The sequence below is a fragment of the Limimaricola litoreus genome (assembly GCF_024159025.1).
Classification (GTDB): domain Bacteria; phylum Pseudomonadota; class Alphaproteobacteria; order Rhodobacterales; family Rhodobacteraceae; genus Limimaricola; species Limimaricola litoreus.
Genome location: NZ_JAMYXC010000037.1, coordinates 20,795 through 37,959 on the forward strand (window position 1 = coordinate 20,795; position 17,165 = coordinate 37,959).

The following is a 17,165-nucleotide window of genomic DNA, read 5'->3' on the forward strand; positions in this document are numbered from 1 at the left end:
TGTGATCCTCAGCGGTAGGGCGCGTCGAGCTCGAGGTTGCGCGCGATCTCGGCTTCCCAGCGGTCGCCATTCGCGAGCAGCTTCTCCTTGTCGTAGTAGAGCTCCTCGCGCGTCTCGGTCGAATATTCGAAGTTCGGCCCCTCGACGATCGCATCCACCGGGCAGGCCTCCTGGCAAAAGCCGCAGTAGATGCACTTGGTCATGTCGATGTCGTAGCGCGTGGTGCGGCGCGAGCCGTCCTCGCGCGGTTCGGCGTCGATGGTGATCGCCTGCGCGGGGCAGACCGCCTCGCACAGCTTGCAGGCGATGCAGCGCTCTTCGCCCGAGGGGTAGCGGCGCAGCGCGTGCTCGCCGCGAAAGCGCGCCGAAAGCGGGCCCTTTTCATGCGGGTAGTTCACGGTCGCCTTGGCGCCGAAGAAATACTTCAGCCCGAGCTTCATGCCCTTGGCGAAGTCCTGCAGCAGGAAATACTTGGCGGCGCGGGTATAGTCGATCTGCGTCATGCTCAGACTCCCATGGGCCAGCGGGCCCAGAACCCGCCGAGGACTTCGAATTTCGCGAGGAAGCTAACGATCACGACCCAGCCCAGCGACAGGGGCAGGAACACCTTCCAACCGAGGCGCATCAGCTGGTCGTAGCGGTAGCGCGGGGTGATCGCCTTCACCATCGCGAAGATGAAGAAGACGAAGATCATCTTGAGCGCCATCCACAGCACGCCGTCGGGCAGGCCGGGGATGGGCGACAGCCAGCCGCCGAAGAACATCAGCGACACCAGCGCGCACATCAACACGATGGCCACGTATTCGCCGATCATGAAGAGCAGGAACGGCGTCGAGGAATATTCCACCTGGTAGCCCGCCACGAGCTCGGATTCGGCCTCGGGAAGGTCGAAGGGCGGGCGGTTGGTCTCGGCCATGGCCGAGATCAGGAAGAGGAACAGCATCGGGAAGTGCGGCAGCCAGTACCAGTTGAACAGGCCGAAATCGCCGTCCTGCGCCGCGACGATGGCGCCGAAGTTGAAGCTGCCGGTCGAGATGATGACGCCGACGATGATCAGGCCGATCGAGACCTCGTAGGAGATCATCTGCGCGGCCGAGCGCAGCGAGCCGAGGAAGGGATACTTCGAGTTCGAGGCCCAGCCGCCCATGATCACGCCGTAGACCTCGAGCGAGGAGACGGCGAAGACGTAGAGCAGCGCCACGTTGAGATCGGCGAGCACCCAGCCATCGGCAAAGGGGATCACCGCCCAAGCAATGACCGCCATGACAAAGGAGATCATCGGCGCGAGGAAGAACACCGGGCGATCGGCGCCCGCGGGCACGACCACTTCCTTGACGATGTATTTCAGAAAGTCGGCGAAGCTTTGCAGCATGCCGAAGGGACCGACCACGTTGGGCCCGCGGCGCATCTGCACCGCGGCCCAGACCTTGCGGTCCACAAGCAGCAGGAATGCCAGTGCCACCAGAAGCGGCACGATCAGCAACAGTGACTGACCGAGGATCAGCAGCACGGCTCCGATGCTGGTTTCGGTGAAGAATTCGACCATGGTGCTTCCCTCAGACCGTCGGGATGCCGTTCAGTCCGCAGTTGAGGACGGTGACTTCGGCATCGATCGTGCGCAGCCCCTCAGGCAGGGCCGGCGAGATGGTGTAAACAGCATCGGCGCGCCAGTTTCCAGCCGATTCATCGAGCTGGGTCCGCACGTGCCGGGCAAATCCGTAGCCCCGGATCAGGGCATATTGGGCGGCGGCGCACTCGGCATAGGCGATCACGTCCTCCGCCCCGGCGCCGCCGCTCATCGCGACGTGGAAGTTGACGAGGTCGCCGTCGAGCAGCCGCGTCTCCACGCCCTCATGCTTGAGCGCGCCCGCGCTCCCCCGTGCCGCCTCGGCCTGCGGGCCGCAGCCGGCGAGCAGGGCCGCAATGGCCGGGAAGAGCGCGCCGCGCATTCTCACTCGGCCGCGATCTTTTGCTGCCGACGTGCGCGGGCCTTGCCCGCAAGCTCGCCCATCAGCTCGCTGGCGCGGGCGACGGGGTTGGTGAGATAATGCTCGGCCACGATGCTTTCGAAATCGCCCAAGCTCTCGTCGAGCGATCCCAGCTCCAGCGGCTGCCACTCGTTCTCGGCCACCTCGTCGATCCGCGCCAGATGCGGATGCGCCTCGACCAGCTTCTGGCGCAGCTGCGCCAGGCTGTTCCAGGGCTGCACCGCGTCCAACTCCGCCGAGAGCGCACGCAGGATGGCCCAGTTCTCCTTGGCCTGCCCCGGCGCGAAGCCCGCGCGCAGAGCCAGCTGCGGACGGCCCTCGGTGTTGACGAAGAGCCCCTGCTCCTCGACCCAGGCCGCCGCCGGCAGGATCAGATCCGCGCGGTGCGCGCCCCGGTCGCCGTGGCTGCCCTGGTAGATCACGAAGGCGCCCGAGGGCAGCGCGATCTCGTCGGCGCCCATGTTGTAGATCACCTCGGCCCCATCGAGCGCCGCCTCGACGCCGCCCTCATGGGTGGCGCCCACGTCCATCGCGCCGACGCGGGAGGCCGCCGAATGCAGCACCAGAAGCTTGCTCTCGGTGCGGTTGGCCAGCTCCATAGCATGGGCGAGAACCGCCTCGCCATCGGCGCCGGTCAGCGCGCCCTGCCCCACCACGACGACCGAAGGCTCGTCGAGCACGGCGCCGAAATCGTGGCCGAGCAGATCGGAGAGCGCCTTGCGACCCGTCCCTACGTGCTGCGCGTCATAGGTCAGATCGGCAGGCGCGCCGACATGGCCGACATTGGCGCCGGCGAGCCAGGCCTTGCGGATCCGTGCGTTGAGCACCGGCGCCTCGACGGCGGGATTGGTGCCGATCAGCATGATATGCTTCGCGGTGTCGAGATCCTCGACCTTCGCGGTGCCGACATAGGCCGAGCGGTTACCGCTCGGCAGCTTTGCGCCATCCGTGCGGCATTCGACGACGCCACCCTGCCCCTCGATCAACTGCTTGAGCGCGAAGGCGGCCTCGGTCGGGGCGAGATCGCCCACGAGACCCACGATCTTCCTGCCCTTCATCGCGGCGGCGGCGGCGGCGAGCGCCTCGGGCCATTCGGCCCGGCGCAGCTTGCCGTTCTCGCGGATATAGGGCGTGTCGAGCCGCTGGCGCGAGAGACCGTCCCAGACGAAGCGCGCCTTGTCCGACAGCCATTCCTCGTTGGTGCCGTCATGGTTGCGCGGCAGGATGCGCATGACCTTGCGGCCCTTGGTGTCGACCCGGATCGAAGACCCCAGAGCATCCATCACGTCGATTGTCTCGGTCTTGGTCAGCTCCCAGGGGCGGGCGTTGAAGGCATAGGGCTTGGAGACCAGCGCGCCCACGGGGCACAGGTCAATGATGTTGCCCTGCAGGTTCGAATCGAGCGTCTGGCCGAGATAGGAGGTGATCTCCGCATCCTCGCCGCGCCCGGTCTGGCCCATCTGGGAGATGCCCGCCACCTCGGTGGTGAAGCGCACGCAACGGGTGCAGGAGATGCAGCGCGTCATGTGGGTCTCGACCAGCGGCCCGAGATCGAGATCCTCGGTCGCGCGCTTGGGCTCGCGGAAGCGCGAGAAATCGACGCCGTAGGCCATGGCCTGGTCCTGCAGGTCGCATTCGCCGCCCTGGTCGCAGATCGGGCAATCGAGCGGGTGGTTGATGAGCAGGAACTCCATCACCCCCTCGCGGGCCTTCTTGACCATCGGCGAGTTGGTCTTGACCTGCGGCGGCGCGCCCTCGGGTCCGGGACGCAGATCCTTGACCTGCATGGCGCAGGAGGCCGCCGGTTTCGGCGGGCCGCCCACGACCTCGACGAGACACATGCGGCAATTGCCGGCGATGGTCAGCCTCTCGTGATAGCAGAAACGGGGAATTTCGATCCCCGCGGTCTCGCAGGCCTGGATGAGCGTCATCGCCCCCGGCACTTCGATGACCTTTCCGTCGATGCTGACTTTGCGCAAATCGGACATGGCAGGCCGCCCCTTTCCTCGCGTCGGACGCATGCCCCCGGCTGGGGGCTGCGATCGAGGGGGGTTCTAGCGCGGCTCGCCCGGTGATGCCAGACGCATCCACGTGCCGGATCGGGGAAAATTCGGGCCGTGAAGGGCAAAAGGGCCGCGGCATGCGCGCGCAGCCCTCCCTATCGCGCCCCGAGGGCTCACTTCAAAAGCGCGCCGATCTGGCTGCCCGCCGCGATCTCGGCCCGGCCCACGGCGCAATAGGTCGCCCAGTCGCCCTCGACCCCGCCCTTCTGACGCAGACGCGCGCGGGCCTCGGCTTCGAGCCTGTCCTTTTCGGCCTTGTCATCGATGAAGGCCGAAACCTGCGCCCGGCTGTAGCCAAGTTCGAAGGCATGGCTCCTGAGCGAGTTGAGATAGCTGATCCCGGTGAACCACCGCGCGTCGAGCTCGTCGCACTTGCGACCGATCTCATAGGCGATGGCGGTCGAGATCAGCCCCTCGCGGATCTTGGCGTTGTCGCGCAGCGCGGGCAGCGCCGCGGTCGCACCGGCGGCGATGGTGAAGCCGAGGATCAGCGCGGCGGTGCGCGCGATATGGGGGATCGTCATGAATGGTCTCTCCGGTCGGGCCGGTTGCGGCTGCTCGTGCCACCGCTCCGGCGCTTCTGGGAGAGACCTTGGCCCCACGGCGCCGATATTCAATATCACGCTGTGGAGAGGCGGTGTCCCGCGGCGGATCGCCGCCAGCTCAATCCCGGTTTCCGCCCTCGGCCTGCTCGGCCTCCTCGTGCTTCAGCTCGGCGGCGGTTTCGCCCTTGGCATGGGCAAGCCGCTTTTCGACCCACGGCACCGCGACATAGGAGATCAGCGGCACGGTGAAGGCGGTGGAGATCAGGATTTCCAACCAGATCGGCACCCCCGGCGCGAGCCACGAGAACAGGTAGCTCGACACCAGGACCGCCGGGTAGACCGCGAGCCAGACGCCGAAATTCTTCAGCGCCTGATCGCGCCAGCTCATTGCGCGGCGATGGTTGCAGCGACGCCGCGACCCTTGATCCGGTCCTCGATCTCGTCGCGGAAGTTGCGGATCAGTCCCTGGATCGGCCAGGCGGCGGCGTCACCCAGCGCGCAGATCGTGTGGCCCTCGACCTGCTTGGTCACGTCGAGCAGCATCTCGATCTCCTCGACCGCCGCGTCGCCGTGCACCATCCGCTCCAGCACCCGCATCATCCAGCCGGTGCCCTCGCGGCACGGCGTGCACTGACCGCAGCTTTCATGCTTGTAGAACTTCGACAGCCGCCAGATCGCCTTCACCATGTCGGTCGACTGGTCCATCACGATGACGGCGGCGGTGCCGAGGCCCGAGCGCTGCTCGCGCAGCCAGTCGAAATCCATGATCGCGTCTTCCATGGTCTCGGCGCGCAGGACGGGCACCGAGGAGCCGCCCGGAATCACCCCCTTGAGGTTCTTCCAACCGCCGCGGATGCCGCCGCAATGCTTGTCGATCAGCTCCTTGAAGGAGATCGACATCTCCTCCTCCACCACGCAGGGCTTGTTGACGTGGCCCGAGATGGCAAACAGCTTGGTGCCGGTGTTGTTCGGACGGCCGAAGCCCGCGAACCACTCGGGCCCGCGCCGCAGGATCGTCGGCGCGACGGCGATGGATTCGACGTTGTTCACCGTGGTCGGGCAGCCATAGAGGCCCGCGCCCGCCGGGAAGGGCGGCTTCATGCGCGGCATGCCCTTCTTGCCTTCGAGCGATTCGAGCAGCGCGGTTTCCTCGCCGCAGATATAGGCCCCGGCGCCGTGATGCAGGTAGAGATCGAAATCCCAGCCCGACCCGGCCGCATTGCGGCCCAGAAGCCCCGCGTCGTAGCATTCGTCGATCGCGGCCTGCAGCGCCTCGCGCTCGCGGATGTATTCGCCGCGCAGGTAGATGTAGCTCGCATGGGCGTTCATCGCGAAGGAGGCGATCAGGCAGCCCTCGATCAGCGTATGCGGATCGTGGCGCATGATCTCCCGATCCTTGCAGGTGCCCGGTTCGGATTCGTCGGCGTTGACGACGAGATAGGCGGGCCGCCCGTCGCTTTCCTTGGGCATGAAGGACCACTTCAGGCCGGTCGGGAAGCCCGCCCCGCCGCGGCCGCGCAGGCCAGAGGCCTTCATCTGCTCGACGATCCAGTCGCGGCCCTTCTTGATGATGTCGCCGGTGCCATCCCAATGGCCGCGCGCCCGCGCGCCCTTCAGCGTGCGGTCGTGCATCCCGTAGATGTTGGTGAAAATGCGGTCCTGATCCTTGAGCATCGGCTCACCTTTCGTCGTCCCGGCGCGCGCGCCAGGTTTGATATGTCATCCACAGACCCATGACGAACCCGGCAAGGGCCATCAGGTCGAACAATCCGCGCCAGCGCATCGGCAGATCGAGCGCGTTGCCCGCAAACACCGTGATCATCCAGAACACGCCCGTCCCGGCAAGCACCAGCGCCGCCCTGCGTCCCGCGGCGCCGCTCATGCCTTGCCCGTCAGCTCTCTGGCCTGCCCGATCCAGTCGTCGCGCAGGATGCGGCCCTTGAAGCCTTCGAGATGATCGTCGATCCAAGCCGCCTCGCCCTCGGACCACGAGGCGATCTGCGACAGATGCCAGACGCCGAGCCGGTTGAGCTGGTCCTCGAGCTTGGGGCCCACGCCGCGCAGGCGCTTGAGATCATCGGCCTCGCCGCGCGGGGCGTCGAGCAATTCGGGCGTCTCGCGCAGACCGGCGGCAACGCCATCGGGCATCTCGGGCGAAACGGTCTCGGGGCGCGACGCGGCCCGGTCGAGCTTTTCGGTCCGCGCGACCTCGTCGCCCAGATCCCCGGAGGTGTCCTTGTCATCGCCCGCGTCATCACCCGAGGCGACGTCCGCCTCGTCGGCGGACGTCGCATCCGTGTCATCGTCGAGCACCGCAGTATCGTTCAGCCGCGTCTCATCCTTCGCAGGCGCTTCGACACTTTCGGCCTCGCGGCCGCCGGCATCCGCGATGGCGGCATCAACAGGTGTGGCCGTATCGGGTCGGGTCACCGGTTTCTGCCGCTCCGGCGTTTCCGGCTCGTCGACCGCCTCGGCCTCCATGCCCGGGCAGACCAGCGCCAGCACGATCAGCGCCCCGGCCGCCGCCAGCAGCGCCGCGATCAGCAGCGATGAGAACCAGCCTCGCGTGCCGAGCGCCAGCACGATCCACAAGGCGACGCCCGCAAGAGCGGCGACGCCGATGGTGATGGTCCGACAGTTGTTCATGCCGCGTCCTCCGGGTGGCCGGGGCGGATCGCCCCACCCCTCGTCATAGGACGGATCGACGCCGAATCAAACGGATGCGCGGGCCATGCAGGCCCGCGTCCTCGCCGTTCGTCTCCGATCGCCGATCCCAGCATCACTTGTCTTTCGGCCGCTTCGACGACTTGTCGTCCTTGGCCGGATCGCCGGGCTCCTGGGTGCGGGGCGCGTTGTAGACGCCGCCCGGAGCGACCGGATCCGCGGCACCGGTCTTGCCCTCGGTCGTGTCATTCGCGTCCGTCGCGGGCGCGGCTTCGCCCGAGGGTGCCACCGGCTCGCCACCCTCGGGGGCCTCCTCGCCATCGATGGCGTTCTGCGGCTCCTCGGCGGGGAAATCGGCGGACACGGGCTTGGCCGCGCTCGATGCCGGGGCCTCCTGCTCGGTGACGCCCGAGGCGTCCGCCGGACGGTCATGCGCGGGCTCGGGCTCCTTGGGATCGAGCGGCGTCTCGACCTCGTGGTCGTCCTGGCGCTGCCACGGGGTGCGCAGCGGCTCTTCCGTGCCGTCGATCCGCTTGATCGTGTCGCCCAGCTTCACCGCCAACGCCACCGAGGCGTTGTGCGGATCGCGGTCCTCGGCCCCTTCGGCCAGAGAGGTCAGGTTGTCGAGCGGCTCGGAGGTGTAACGGCCGTTCTGCGGGCCGGGCACCGGCACCTTGCCCGCCGCCATCTCGTCGATGATCTCGGACAGGCGCTCGGTGGTCAGATCTTCGTAGTAATCCTTGCCGATCTGGGCCATCGGTGCGTTGGCGCAGGCGCCGAGACACTCGACCTCCTCCCAGGAAAACCGCCCGTCCGCCGAAAGCTCGTGCGGCTTCTTGGCGATCTTCTCCTGACAGACCTTCATCAGGTCTTCGGAGCCGCACAGCATGCAAGACAGCGTACCGCAGACCTGGATATGCGCGACCGAGCCCACCGGCTGCAGCTGGAACATGAAGTAGAAGGTCGCGACCTCGAGTGCCCGGATATAGGCGAGATCGAGCATCCGCGCGACCTCTTCGATCGCGGGGCGCGAGAGCCAGCCTTCCTGCTCCTGGGCGCGCCACAGCAGCGGGATGATGGCGCTGGCCTGCCGCCCCTCGGGATACTTCGTGATCTGCGCCTCGGCCCAGGCCTGGTTGGCCGGGGTGAAGGCGAAGCTCTCGGGCTGTTCGGGGTGAAGTCTGCGCAGCATTCGCTCGTTCCGGTATTCTGGGCGCCTCCCCTTCGGGCGGCGCGGATCATGTCAGGAGGGTCGTGGCCCTCAGATGCAGTTCGCGGTCAGCACCCGGATGGTGCCGTCATCGGTGACCTCGGCGCGGCCCTGCGCGGTCAGCTGGGGCCCGAGCTCCAGGAGCTGCTGCTGGGTCAGATTGGCCTTGAGCAGCACTTGCGCCACATTGTCGGAGGTGATGGCGCAGCCCTGCGCCTCGATCGCGGCGACCAGCCGGTCGGCCGGCGCAAGCGGCGCCGCGGCGGGCGCGGAGGCGCTGGCCACGGAGCCGACGCGTCCCTGCGCCCCGAGGTTGCCGATCTGCGCCCCTGCCGTGCAGGCTCCGAGCACCCCGAGCCCCAAAAGAGCCACCGTCATCCGCATCGCCGTCATCCTGGAACGTCCCCGTCCTGTCTCGGGCCGGTGGTCCACCGGCCGGTTATCCCGTCTCCGCCCTCAGCGGTCGACCTCGCCGAACACGATGTCCATGGTGCCGATGATCGCCGCCACATCCGCCAGCTGGTGGCCCGAGGCCACGTGGTCCATCGCCTGCAGGTGCAGGTAACCCGGCGCGCGCAGCTTGGCGCGGTAGGGCTTGTTGGAGCCATCGGCCACGAGATAGACGCCGAATTCGCCCTTGGGCGCCTCGACGGCGGCATAGACCTCGCCCGCGGGCACGTGGAAGCCCTCGGTGTAGAGCTTGAAGTGATGGATCAGCGCTTCCATCGAGGTCTTCATGTCCGGACGCGTCGGCGGCGTGACCTTGCCGCGGGCAAGGATGTCGCCCGGCTCGGCCCGCAGCTTGTCGATCGCCTGCCGGATGATCTTCACGCTCTCGCGCATTTCGGCCATCCGCACGAGGTAGCGGTCGTAGCAATCGCCGTTCTTGCCGACCGGGATCTGGAAGTCGAACTCGTCGTAGCACTCGTAGGGCTGCGCGCGGCGCAGGTCCCAGGCGAGGCCCGAGCCGCGCACCATGACGCCCGAGAATCCCCAGTCCTGGATCTCCTGCTCGCTCACCACGCCGATGTCGGCGTTGCGCTGCTTGAAGATCCGGTTCTCGGTCAAAAGCCCGTCGATGTCGTCGAGCACGTTGGGAAACTCGTGCGACCAGCTCTCGATATCGTCGAGCAGCTCGGGCGGCAGATCCTGATGCACGCCGCCGGGCCGGAAATAGGCCGCGTGCAGCCGCGCGCCCGAGGCCCGCTCGTAGAACACCATGAGCTTCTCGCGCTCCTCGAAGCCCCACAGCGGCGGGGTGAGCGCGCCCACGTCCATTGCCTGCGTGGTGACGTTCAGAAGATGCGACAGGATGCGGCCGATCTCGGAGTAGAGCACCCGGATCAGCGAGGCGCGGCGCGGCACCTCGGTCCCGGTGAGCCGCTCGATGGCCAGACACCAGGCATGCTCCTGGTTCATCGGCGCCACGTAGTCGAGCCGGTCGAAATAGGGCAGGTTCTGCAGGTAGGTGCGGCTTTCCATCAGCTTCTCGGTGCCGCGGTGCAGCAGGCCGATATGCGGATCGCAGCGCTCGACGATCTCGCCGTCGAGCTCGAGCACGAGGCGCAGCACGCCGTGCGCCGCCGGGTGCTGCGGCCCGAAGTTGATGTTGAAGTTGCGGATCTTCTGCTCGCCGGTCTTCGTGTCCTCGAAGCCTTTGGCGTTGATGGTCGTGCCGTCCATGGCTTACCCCTTCGCGCCCGCGTCGCCGGCCTTGTCGTCGCCGGGAAGCACGTATTGCGCCCCTTCCCAGGGGCTCATGAAATCGAACTGCCGGTATTCCTGCACGAGCTTCACGGGCTCGTAGACCACCCGCTTTTGCACCTCGTCGAAGCGCACTTCGGTGTAGCCCGTGGTCGGGAAGTCCTTGCGCAGCGGAAAGCCGCGGAATCCGTAATCGGTGAGGATGCGGCGCAGATCCGGGTGGCCGGTGAAGATGATGCCGAACATGTCGAACACCTCGCGCTCGAACCAGTTGGCCGAGGGGTGCAGCTCGATGATCGAGGGCACCATCTCGTCCTCGCGCACCTCGGCGCGCAGGCGGATGCGCTGGTTCTGGTACATCGACAGGAAGTGATAGACCACGTCGAAGCGCTTCTCGCGCCCGGGATAGTCCACCGCCGTGATGTCGATCAGCGTCGAGAAGCGGCAGGTCGGATCGGTCTTGAGAAGCTCGACCACGCCGGGGATCGCGTCGGGCGTGATGGTGACGGTGAGCTCGCCGAAGGCGACCTCCCAGCCGGTCACGCAGTCGGGGCGCTTGGATTCGAGATGCGCGCCTAGGTCGTTCAGTGCCTCGCTCATGGCGATTCCCCCGAAAAATATGGTCTTGGCGGGCGCAAAGGCCCGCGGGGTGTCAGCGGACGATCGTGCCGGTGCGGCGGATCTTGCGCTGAAGCTGAAGGATTCCGTAGAGCAGCGCCTCGGCCGTCGGCGGGCAGCCCGGAACATAGACGTCCACCGGCACGATCCGGTCGCAGCCGCGCACCACCGAGTAGCTGTAGTGGTAGTAGCCGCCGCCATTGGCGCAGGAGCCCATCGAGATCACGTAGCGCGGCTCGGGCATCTGGTCATAGACCTTGCGCAGCGCCGGGGCCATCTTGTTGGTCAGCGTGCCGGCGACGATCATCAGGTCGGACTGACGCGGGGAGGCGCGCGGCGCGGTGCCGAAGCGCTCGAGATCATAGCGCGGCATCGAGGAATGCATCATCTCGACGGCGCAGCAGGCCAGACCGAAGGTCATCCAGTGCAGGCTGCCGGTGCGGGCCCAGTTGATCATGTCCGCGGTCGAGGTGACGAGGAAGCCCTTGTCGGTCAACTCGCGGTTGAGGTTCTGCGTGGCGACCTCGCGGTCGGCCCCCGCCGTGTTGGCGCCGGTCATCACTCCCATTCGAGAGCTCCCTTCTTCCATTCATAGGCGAAACCGATGGTCAGCACGCCGAGGAACACCATCATCGACCAGAAGGCCATCATCGACACCTCGCCGAAGGCCACGGCCCAGGGAAAGAGGAAGGCCACTTCGAGATCGAAGATGATGAACAGGATCGCGACGAGGTAGAACCGCACGTCGAACTTCATCCGCGCGTCGTCGAAGGCGTTGAAGCCGCATTCATAGGCCGAGACCTTCTCGGGGTCGGGCCTGCGCACGGCCAGCACCACGGCGGCAAGGATCAGGATGGCGCCCAGGCCGATGGCCAGGCCGAGGAAGATCAGGATCGGAAGGTATTCCGCAAGAAGCAGTTCCACGTCGGGTCCTTTCGCGCGGGAGCTGTCGGTCGTTGCGCGATCCATAAACGCCGGTCGGGGAAGGGTCAACCGAGCCTTGGTGCCCCGACCTGCGCCCAATGCGCGCGGCGGCCCCCGTGCTCAGCCCGCGTTGCCGCGCAATTCGTGCTTCACCTGCTCCAGCTCGCGGTCGAGGAAGAAGGAGATGAGCGAGCGGATGATCACCAGAAGCCCGAGGAACACCAGATCCGCGAAGGCGAGGCTGAGCGCGGTGTGGATGATGTCGGACACGATGAACAGCTCCAGCCCCGCGAGGATGTAGCGGCCCAGCTCGATCCGCTCGCGGTTCATGCCCTGCACCCGCGCCGTATCGTCGCCCCGCGTCTCGGCCCGGACCACACCGACGATGAAGCGCAGCGCGCCGATCAGCAAGAGCGCGATGGCGAAGAGGTCGATGATCGCCGCGATCCATTCGAGCCCCTCGACCAGCAGGCCCAGGTGGTCGTGCAACACGCCGCCTTCGCTCCCGACATCCCAAATGGAGCCCATCGTCACAATCTCCTTCTTGCTGGTCCGCAATACTGGGCCGCGCGGCCTTGCGGTCAATCCCGGGAACCCCCGCCTTCGCGCTGCGTTGGCCGCGCATGAAACATCTATTCCGCCTGCCCGCGCTCGCCCTCGCCCTTCTCCCCGCAGCTTCGAATGCCGAGGTGGTCGGCAAGGTCGGCGTCGACTGGGTCGGCAACGACGTGATCGTCGAGGCGATTCCCGACCCCAAGGTCGAAGGCGTGACCTGCCACATCGCCTATTTCGAACGCTCGGTCATCGATCGGCTGAGCCAGGGCAACTGGTTCGAGGACCCGTCGAACGCCTCGATCGACTGCCGCCAGACCGGGCCGATCACGCTCGGCGACATCGACCGTTCGCGCGATGGCGAATCCGTGTTCCGCGAAAGCCGTTCGATCATCCTCAAGACGATCCGCATCAGCCGCATCTACGACGAGGCCAACCAGGTACTGATCTATCTCGCCCATGGCAGCGAGCTGACGCAGGGCTCGGCCAAGATGTCGCTCTCGACCATTCCGCTCTACGACACGAACGCCGCGCGGTAACGCAGGCCGGAACGCGGGCTTGAGGTGCCGGGGCTGTCAGCCCAACGCCCGCACCGCCGCCACCAGCTCGTCGTAATGCCCGATCAGCGCCTCGGGGTGCAGATCGGCGGTACGGTGACCATTGGGGCCGAAGCGCACGAGGATCGACGGCACCCCCGCCGCCCGCGCGGTGATGCGGTCGGTCTCGGTGTCGCCCACCAGCACGGAATACGCCGGATCGCCGCCGGCGCGTCGCACGGTTTCGCGCAGGCATTCGGGGTCGGGCTTGCGCATCTTCAGCGTATCGGCCCCCACGAGGCAGACGAAATGCTCGCGCACGCCGAGCCGGGCCAGAAGCTTCTCGGCCAGGGCCTCGGGCTTGTTGGTGCATATCGCCACCGGGTGGCCCAGCGCCTTCAGCTCCGCGATCGCCTCCATAGCGCCGGGGAACAGCGTCGAATGGCGGTCGATCTCGTCCTCGTAATAGGCCAGCAGCTTTGGGTACTGCCGGTCGACCTCGGCCTCCTCGACCTCGCCCACCCGGCTCAGGCCCAGCCGCAGCATGGCCCGCGCGCCGTGCATCGCGGTGGCGGCATCCTCGCGCGGATCGAGCAGCGGGCCGAGGCCAAGATCGGCAAAGCAGCGGTTGGCGGCGGCGATCAGGTCGCCGCTGGTCTCGGCGAGGGTGCCGTCGAGGTCGAAGATCACGGCGCGCATGGGCGGCTCCCTTGTAACGATGCGTAGTGGTAATTGATCGGCGCGCCGGACGCGCGGGCTTGTGCCCCAAGATGCGGCTAGTAGAAGTCGGATCAAGCAACAAGAGAGGCAGACATGGGCACGGCACTGATCGTTTTGGCCGCGGGCCAGGGCACGCGGATGAACTCGGACCTGCCGAAGGTCCTGCACGAGATCGGCCAGTCGCCGCTTTTGCACCACGCGATGGCCGCCGGAATGGCGCTGGAGCCCGAGCGGTTGATCGTCGTCGCCGGGCACGGGGCCGAGGCGGTCGAGCGCGCCGCAGGCCGCTTCGACGATGGCATTGTCACCGTGCGACAGGAAAGCCAGGATGGCACCGGCCATGCCGTGCAGCAGGCGCGCGAAGCGCTGCAGGGCTTCGATGGCGACGTGATCGTGCTCTACGGCGACACGCCCTTCATTCAGCCCGAGACGCTGGAGGCGATGCTCGCTGCCCGGTCGCGGGCCGATGTTGTCGTGCTCGGCTTCGAGGCCGCCGATCCGGGTCGCTATGGCCGACTGGTGACGACGGGCGACAGCCTCGAGCGGATCGTCGAGTTCAAGGATGCCGATGAGGCCACCCGTGCCATCACCCTGTGCAACTCCGGCGTCATCGCCGCGGATCGCGACACGCTGTTCGGCCTGCTCGACCGGGTGACCAATGACAACGCCTCGGGCGAATATTACCTGACCGACATCGTGGGTCTGGCCCGCGAGGCGGGACTTTCGGCCGAGGTGGTGCGCTGCGACGAGGCCGAAACGCTGGGGATCAATACCCGCGCCGAGCTGGCCTCTGCCGAAGCCGCGTTCCAGGCGCGCATTCGCCGCGAGCTCATGGAAGACGGCGTCACCCTGCTCGCGCCCGAGACCGTCACCTTCGCACGCGACACGGTGGTGGGCCGCGACACGGTGATCGAGCCCAATGTCGTCTTCGGCCCCGGCGTCACGATCGAGAGCGGCGCGAAGATCCGCGCCTTCTCCCACCTCGAAGGCTGTCACGTCAGCCGCGGCGCCACAGTCGGCCCCTTCGTCCGGCTGCGCCCCGGCGCTGAGCTGGCCGAGGAGGTGCATGTCGGCAATTTCGTGGAGATCAAGAACGCGCAGGTCGGCACCGGTGCCAAGGTGAACCACCTGACCTATCTGGGCGACGCCGACATCGGCGCGGGCACCAACGTCGGCGCCGGCACGATCACCTGCAACTACGACGGCGTGTTCAAGCACCGCACCACGGTGGGCCGCGACGTGTTCATCGGGTCCAACACCATGCTGGTGGCGCCGGTGACGCTCGGCGACGGCGCGATGACGGCCACGGGCACGGTTGTGACCCACAATGTGCCCGCGGGCGACATGGCCGTGGGCCGGGCGAAACAGACCAACAAGCCGGGTTTCGCGACCCGCTTCTTCGACAAGCTGCGCGCCGCCAAGGCCGCCAAGACCAAGGATAACTGAAATGTGTGGAATCGTAGGCGTATTGGGCACACACGAGGCGGCTCCGCTTCTGGTCGAGGCACTCGGCCGGCTCGAATATCGCGGCTATGACAGCGCCGGCATCGCCACGCTCGACGAGGGTCGCTTGGGCCGTCGCCGCGCGGTGGGCAAGCTGGTGAACCTCTCCGACAAGCTGGTGCACGAGCCGCTGCGCGGCCATTCGGGCATCGGCCACACCCGCTGGGCCACCCATGGCGCGCCGACCGAGGCCAATGCGCATCCGCATGCGGGCGCGCGCGTCGCCGTGGTCCACAACGGCATCATCGAGAACTACCGCGAACTGCGCGAGGAACTCTCCGCCCGGGGCATCGGCACCAGCACCGACACCGACACCGAGACGGTGGCGCTGCTCTGCCAGCTTTACCTCGACCAGCAGATGCCCCCGCGCGAGGCCGCCGCCGCGACCATCGCCAAGCTCGAGGGTGCCTATGCGCTGTGCTTCCTGTTCGAGGACGAGCCTGATCTGCTGATCGCCGCGCGCAAGGGCAGCCCGCTGGCCATCGGCCATGGCGAGGGCGAGATGTTCGTGGGCTCGGACGCCATCGCGCTCGGCAACCTGACCGACCGCATCACCTATCTCGACGAGGGCGACCGCGCCGAGGTGACCCGCGCGGGCGTGGTGATCTTCGACGCACAGGGCCGCGAGGTCACCCGCCCCGAAAAGCGCATCGCCCAGGCCGCGGCGCAGGTCGACAAGGCCGGGCACAAGCACTTCATGGCCAAGGAGATCGCCGAGCAGCCGCGGGTGCTGGCTGCCGCATTGGGGCATTACCTGACGCCCGAGGGCCGGATTGCCCTGCCCGAGCCGTGCATCGACTTCACCGCCATCGACCGGCTGACGCTGGTTGCCTGCGGCACCGCCTTCTACGCCTGCAACGTCGCGAAATACTGGTTCGAGCAGGTCGCGCGCCTTCCGGTCGAGATCGACGTCGCCTCGGAGTTCCGCTACCGCGAACCGCCCATGCCCGCCCGGTCGGCCGCGCTCTTCGTCAGCCAGTCGGGCGAGACCGCCGACACGCTGGCCGCATTGCGCTATGCCAAGGGCCAGGGCGCGCAGATCCTCTCGGTGGTCAACGTCACCGAAAGCTCGATCGCCCGCGACAGCGATATCGCCCTGCCAATCCTCGCGGGTGCCGAGATTGGCGTCGCCTCGACCAAGGCTTTCACCTGCCAGCTTCTCGTGCTCGGCGCGCTGGCGCTGGAAGCTGCCCGCCAGCGCGGCACGATCGACGAGGCGACGCTGGCTGCGCATCTGCAGGGCCTGCGCGCTCTGCCCGGGCTGATCGATCAGGGGCTGAGCATCGAGGCCGAATGCCAGCGCGTTTCGCGCGGCCTCGCGGAGGCGCGCGACATCCTGTTTCTCGGCCGGGGCCGGATGTACCCCCTCGCTCTCGAAGGCGCGCTGAAGCTCAAGGAAATCAGCTACATCCACGCCGAAGCTTATGCATCGGGCGAGCTCAAGCACGGCCCCATCGCGCTGGTGGACGAGCATGTGCCGGTGATCGTCATGGCACCGCATGACGAGCTGTTCGACAAGACCGTATCGAACATGCAGGAGGTGATGGCGCGCGGCGGCAAGGTGCTGCTGATCACCGACACCAAGGGCGCACGGATCGCGGGCGACGGCACTTGGGAGGTCATCACCCTGCCCGAGATCGACCCGCTCTGGGCGCCGATCCTCTATGCGGTTCCGGCGCAGCTGCTGGCCTATCACACGGCGGTGGCCAAGGGCACCGACGTCGACCAGCCCCGCAACCTTGCAAAATCCGTCACCGTCGAGTGACACGGCAAAGGGGGGCGCCATGCCCCCCTTTCACGCTTCCCGGACTGCGCGGCTCGTTCAGCCGCGATAGACCGTCAGCTCCGGCAGATCGGTCAGCGGCACTTCGAGAAGCCGCATCGCCGGCAGGCTGATCTCGCTGCCCGACCCGGCCGCCCCGCCCGAGGGGCGCAGCTCCAGCTTGACCGACTTGCCGTTCGCCGCCTCGACCCGGCCCTGCGTCACGCTGCTCACCAGCGGCGTCTCGATCCACAGCCCCGGATCGGCGGGAGAGCCCAGCGAGGCCACCGTGGTGCCCAGTGCCTGCTCACCGGCGGGCTTCGGCGCGGTGGTGGCCGCGGCGCGCTGCTCGGGCGTGGTGGTGTCGAGCGCCTCG

General features: G+C 67.4%; 21 protein-coding genes. 3 read left to right on the top strand and 18 right to left on the bottom strand.

Annotated elements, in window-relative coordinates:
- Positions 1-8: 8 nt before the first annotated feature.
- The 16 genes from nuoI to NHG85_RS03055 form a co-directional block, all read right to left on the bottom strand.
- The gene (gene nuoI / locus NHG85_RS02980) at positions 9-503 is read right to left on the bottom strand and encodes an NADH-quinone oxidoreductase subunit NuoI (protein ID WP_085894787.1); all 495 of its coding nucleotides are present in this window, start codon (positions 501-503) and stop codon (positions 9-11) included.
- 2 nt (positions 504-505) lie between these two features.
- Positions 506-1,546, bottom strand: coding sequence for an NADH-quinone oxidoreductase subunit NuoH (gene nuoH, locus NHG85_RS02985; RefSeq protein ID WP_253329682.1), 1,041 nt, complete (start codon positions 1,544-1,546; stop codon positions 506-508).
- A gap of 10 nt (positions 1,547-1,556) precedes the next feature.
- Positions 1,557-1,949 (bottom strand): YNQ4 family lipoprotein, encoded by a 393-nt coding sequence (locus tag NHG85_RS02990; RefSeq protein WP_253329684.1) that lies wholly within the window; start codon positions 1,947-1,949, stop codon positions 1,557-1,559.
- Positions 1,950-1,951: 2 nt separating this feature from the next.
- Positions 1,952-3,976 carry an NADH-quinone oxidoreductase subunit NuoG gene (gene nuoG / locus NHG85_RS02995; protein WP_253329686.1) on the bottom strand — a complete coding sequence of 675 codons (2,025 nt, stop codon included), beginning with the start codon at positions 3,974-3,976 and terminating at the stop codon, positions 1,952-1,954.
- Between the two features lie 188 nt (positions 3,977-4,164).
- Positions 4,165-4,575, bottom strand: a complete 411-nt coding sequence (locus NHG85_RS03000) for a DUF5333 domain-containing protein (RefSeq protein WP_253329687.1) — start codon at positions 4,573-4,575, stop codon at positions 4,165-4,167.
- Between the two features lie 139 nt (positions 4,576-4,714).
- Positions 4,715-4,984, bottom strand: a complete 270-nt coding sequence (locus tag NHG85_RS03005; RefSeq protein ID WP_253329689.1) for a putative antibiotic biosynthesis monooxygenase — start codon at positions 4,982-4,984, stop codon at positions 4,715-4,717.
- On the bottom strand, positions 4,981-6,270 hold the full coding sequence (gene nuoF / locus NHG85_RS03010; RefSeq protein ID WP_253329691.1) for an NADH-quinone oxidoreductase subunit NuoF: 1,290 nt from the start codon (positions 6,268-6,270) through the stop codon (positions 4,981-4,983). The genes NHG85_RS03005 and nuoF overlap by 4 nt, the downstream gene beginning before the upstream one ends.
- Before the next feature lie 4 nt (positions 6,271-6,274).
- The gene (locus NHG85_RS03015) at positions 6,275-6,478 is read right to left on the bottom strand and encodes a DUF5337 domain-containing protein (protein ID WP_253329693.1); all 204 of its coding nucleotides are present in this window, start codon (positions 6,476-6,478) and stop codon (positions 6,275-6,277) included.
- A complete protein-coding gene (locus tag NHG85_RS03020) occupies positions 6,475-7,242 on the bottom strand; it encodes a helix-hairpin-helix domain-containing protein (protein ID WP_253329695.1) in 768 nt (255 codons plus the stop codon). The genes NHG85_RS03015 and NHG85_RS03020 overlap by 4 nt, the downstream gene beginning before the upstream one ends.
- A 133-nt stretch (positions 7,243-7,375) precedes the next feature.
- On the bottom strand, positions 7,376-8,452 hold the full coding sequence (gene nuoE, locus NHG85_RS03025) for an NADH-quinone oxidoreductase subunit NuoE (RefSeq protein ID WP_253329697.1): 1,077 nt from the start codon (positions 8,450-8,452) through the stop codon (positions 7,376-7,378).
- A gap of 69 nt (positions 8,453-8,521) precedes the next feature.
- Entirely contained in the window at positions 8,522-8,854 is a 333-nt protein-coding gene (locus NHG85_RS03030; RefSeq protein ID WP_253329699.1) for a hypothetical protein, read from the bottom strand.
- Between the two features lie 72 nt (positions 8,855-8,926).
- The gene (locus NHG85_RS03035; RefSeq protein WP_253329701.1) at positions 8,927-10,153 is read right to left on the bottom strand and encodes an NADH-quinone oxidoreductase subunit D; all 1,227 of its coding nucleotides are present in this window, start codon (positions 10,151-10,153) and stop codon (positions 8,927-8,929) included.
- 3 nt (positions 10,154-10,156) lie between these two features.
- Positions 10,157-10,774, bottom strand: coding sequence for an NADH-quinone oxidoreductase subunit C (locus NHG85_RS03040; protein ID WP_253329703.1), 618 nt, complete (start codon positions 10,772-10,774; stop codon positions 10,157-10,159).
- A gap of 52 nt (positions 10,775-10,826) precedes the next feature.
- On the bottom strand, positions 10,827-11,351 hold the full coding sequence (locus tag NHG85_RS03045) for a NuoB/complex I 20 kDa subunit family protein (protein WP_099274199.1): 525 nt from the start codon (positions 11,349-11,351) through the stop codon (positions 10,827-10,829).
- Positions 11,351-11,716 (bottom strand): NADH-quinone oxidoreductase subunit A, encoded by a 366-nt coding sequence (locus tag NHG85_RS03050; protein ID WP_253329706.1) that lies wholly within the window; start codon positions 11,714-11,716, stop codon positions 11,351-11,353. Before NHG85_RS03050 ends, NHG85_RS03045 begins: the two co-directional genes overlap by 1 nt.
- 120 nt (positions 11,717-11,836) lie before the next feature.
- Positions 11,837-12,244: a DUF1622 domain-containing protein gene (locus NHG85_RS03055; RefSeq protein ID WP_253329708.1), complete on the bottom strand. Its 408-nt coding sequence runs from the start codon at positions 12,242-12,244 to the stop codon at positions 11,837-11,839.
- A 95-nt stretch (positions 12,245-12,339) separates the two neighbouring features.
- Here NHG85_RS03055 and NHG85_RS03060 point away from each other — a divergent pair, with 95 nt between their 5' ends.
- The gene (locus NHG85_RS03060; RefSeq protein ID WP_253329710.1) at positions 12,340-12,807 is read left to right on the top strand and encodes a CreA family protein; all 468 of its coding nucleotides are present in this window, start codon (positions 12,340-12,342) and stop codon (positions 12,805-12,807) included.
- Between the two features lie 36 nt (positions 12,808-12,843).
- Here the strand turns inward: NHG85_RS03060 and NHG85_RS03065 are convergent, their stop codons facing one another.
- Positions 12,844-13,503, bottom strand: a complete 660-nt coding sequence (locus NHG85_RS03065) for an HAD-IA family hydrolase (protein ID WP_253329712.1) — start codon at positions 13,501-13,503, stop codon at positions 12,844-12,846.
- A gap of 114 nt (positions 13,504-13,617) precedes the next feature.
- On the opposite strand from NHG85_RS03065, the gene glmU reads away from it, so the two are divergent.
- Entirely contained in the window at positions 13,618-14,970 is a 1,353-nt protein-coding gene (glmU, locus tag NHG85_RS03070; protein WP_253329714.1) for a bifunctional UDP-N-acetylglucosamine diphosphorylase/glucosamine-1-phosphate N-acetyltransferase GlmU, read from the top strand.
- Position 14,971: 1 nt separating this feature from the next.
- A complete protein-coding gene (gene glmS, locus NHG85_RS03075; protein ID WP_253329716.1) occupies positions 14,972-16,792 on the top strand; it encodes a glutamine--fructose-6-phosphate transaminase (isomerizing) in 1,821 nt (606 codons plus the stop codon).
- 57 nt (positions 16,793-16,849) lie between these two features.
- Here glmS and NHG85_RS03080 read toward each other — a convergent pair.
- The coding region (locus NHG85_RS03080; RefSeq protein WP_253329718.1) for a D-galactarate dehydratase at positions 16,850-17,165 on the bottom strand (316 nt) is incomplete at its 5' end.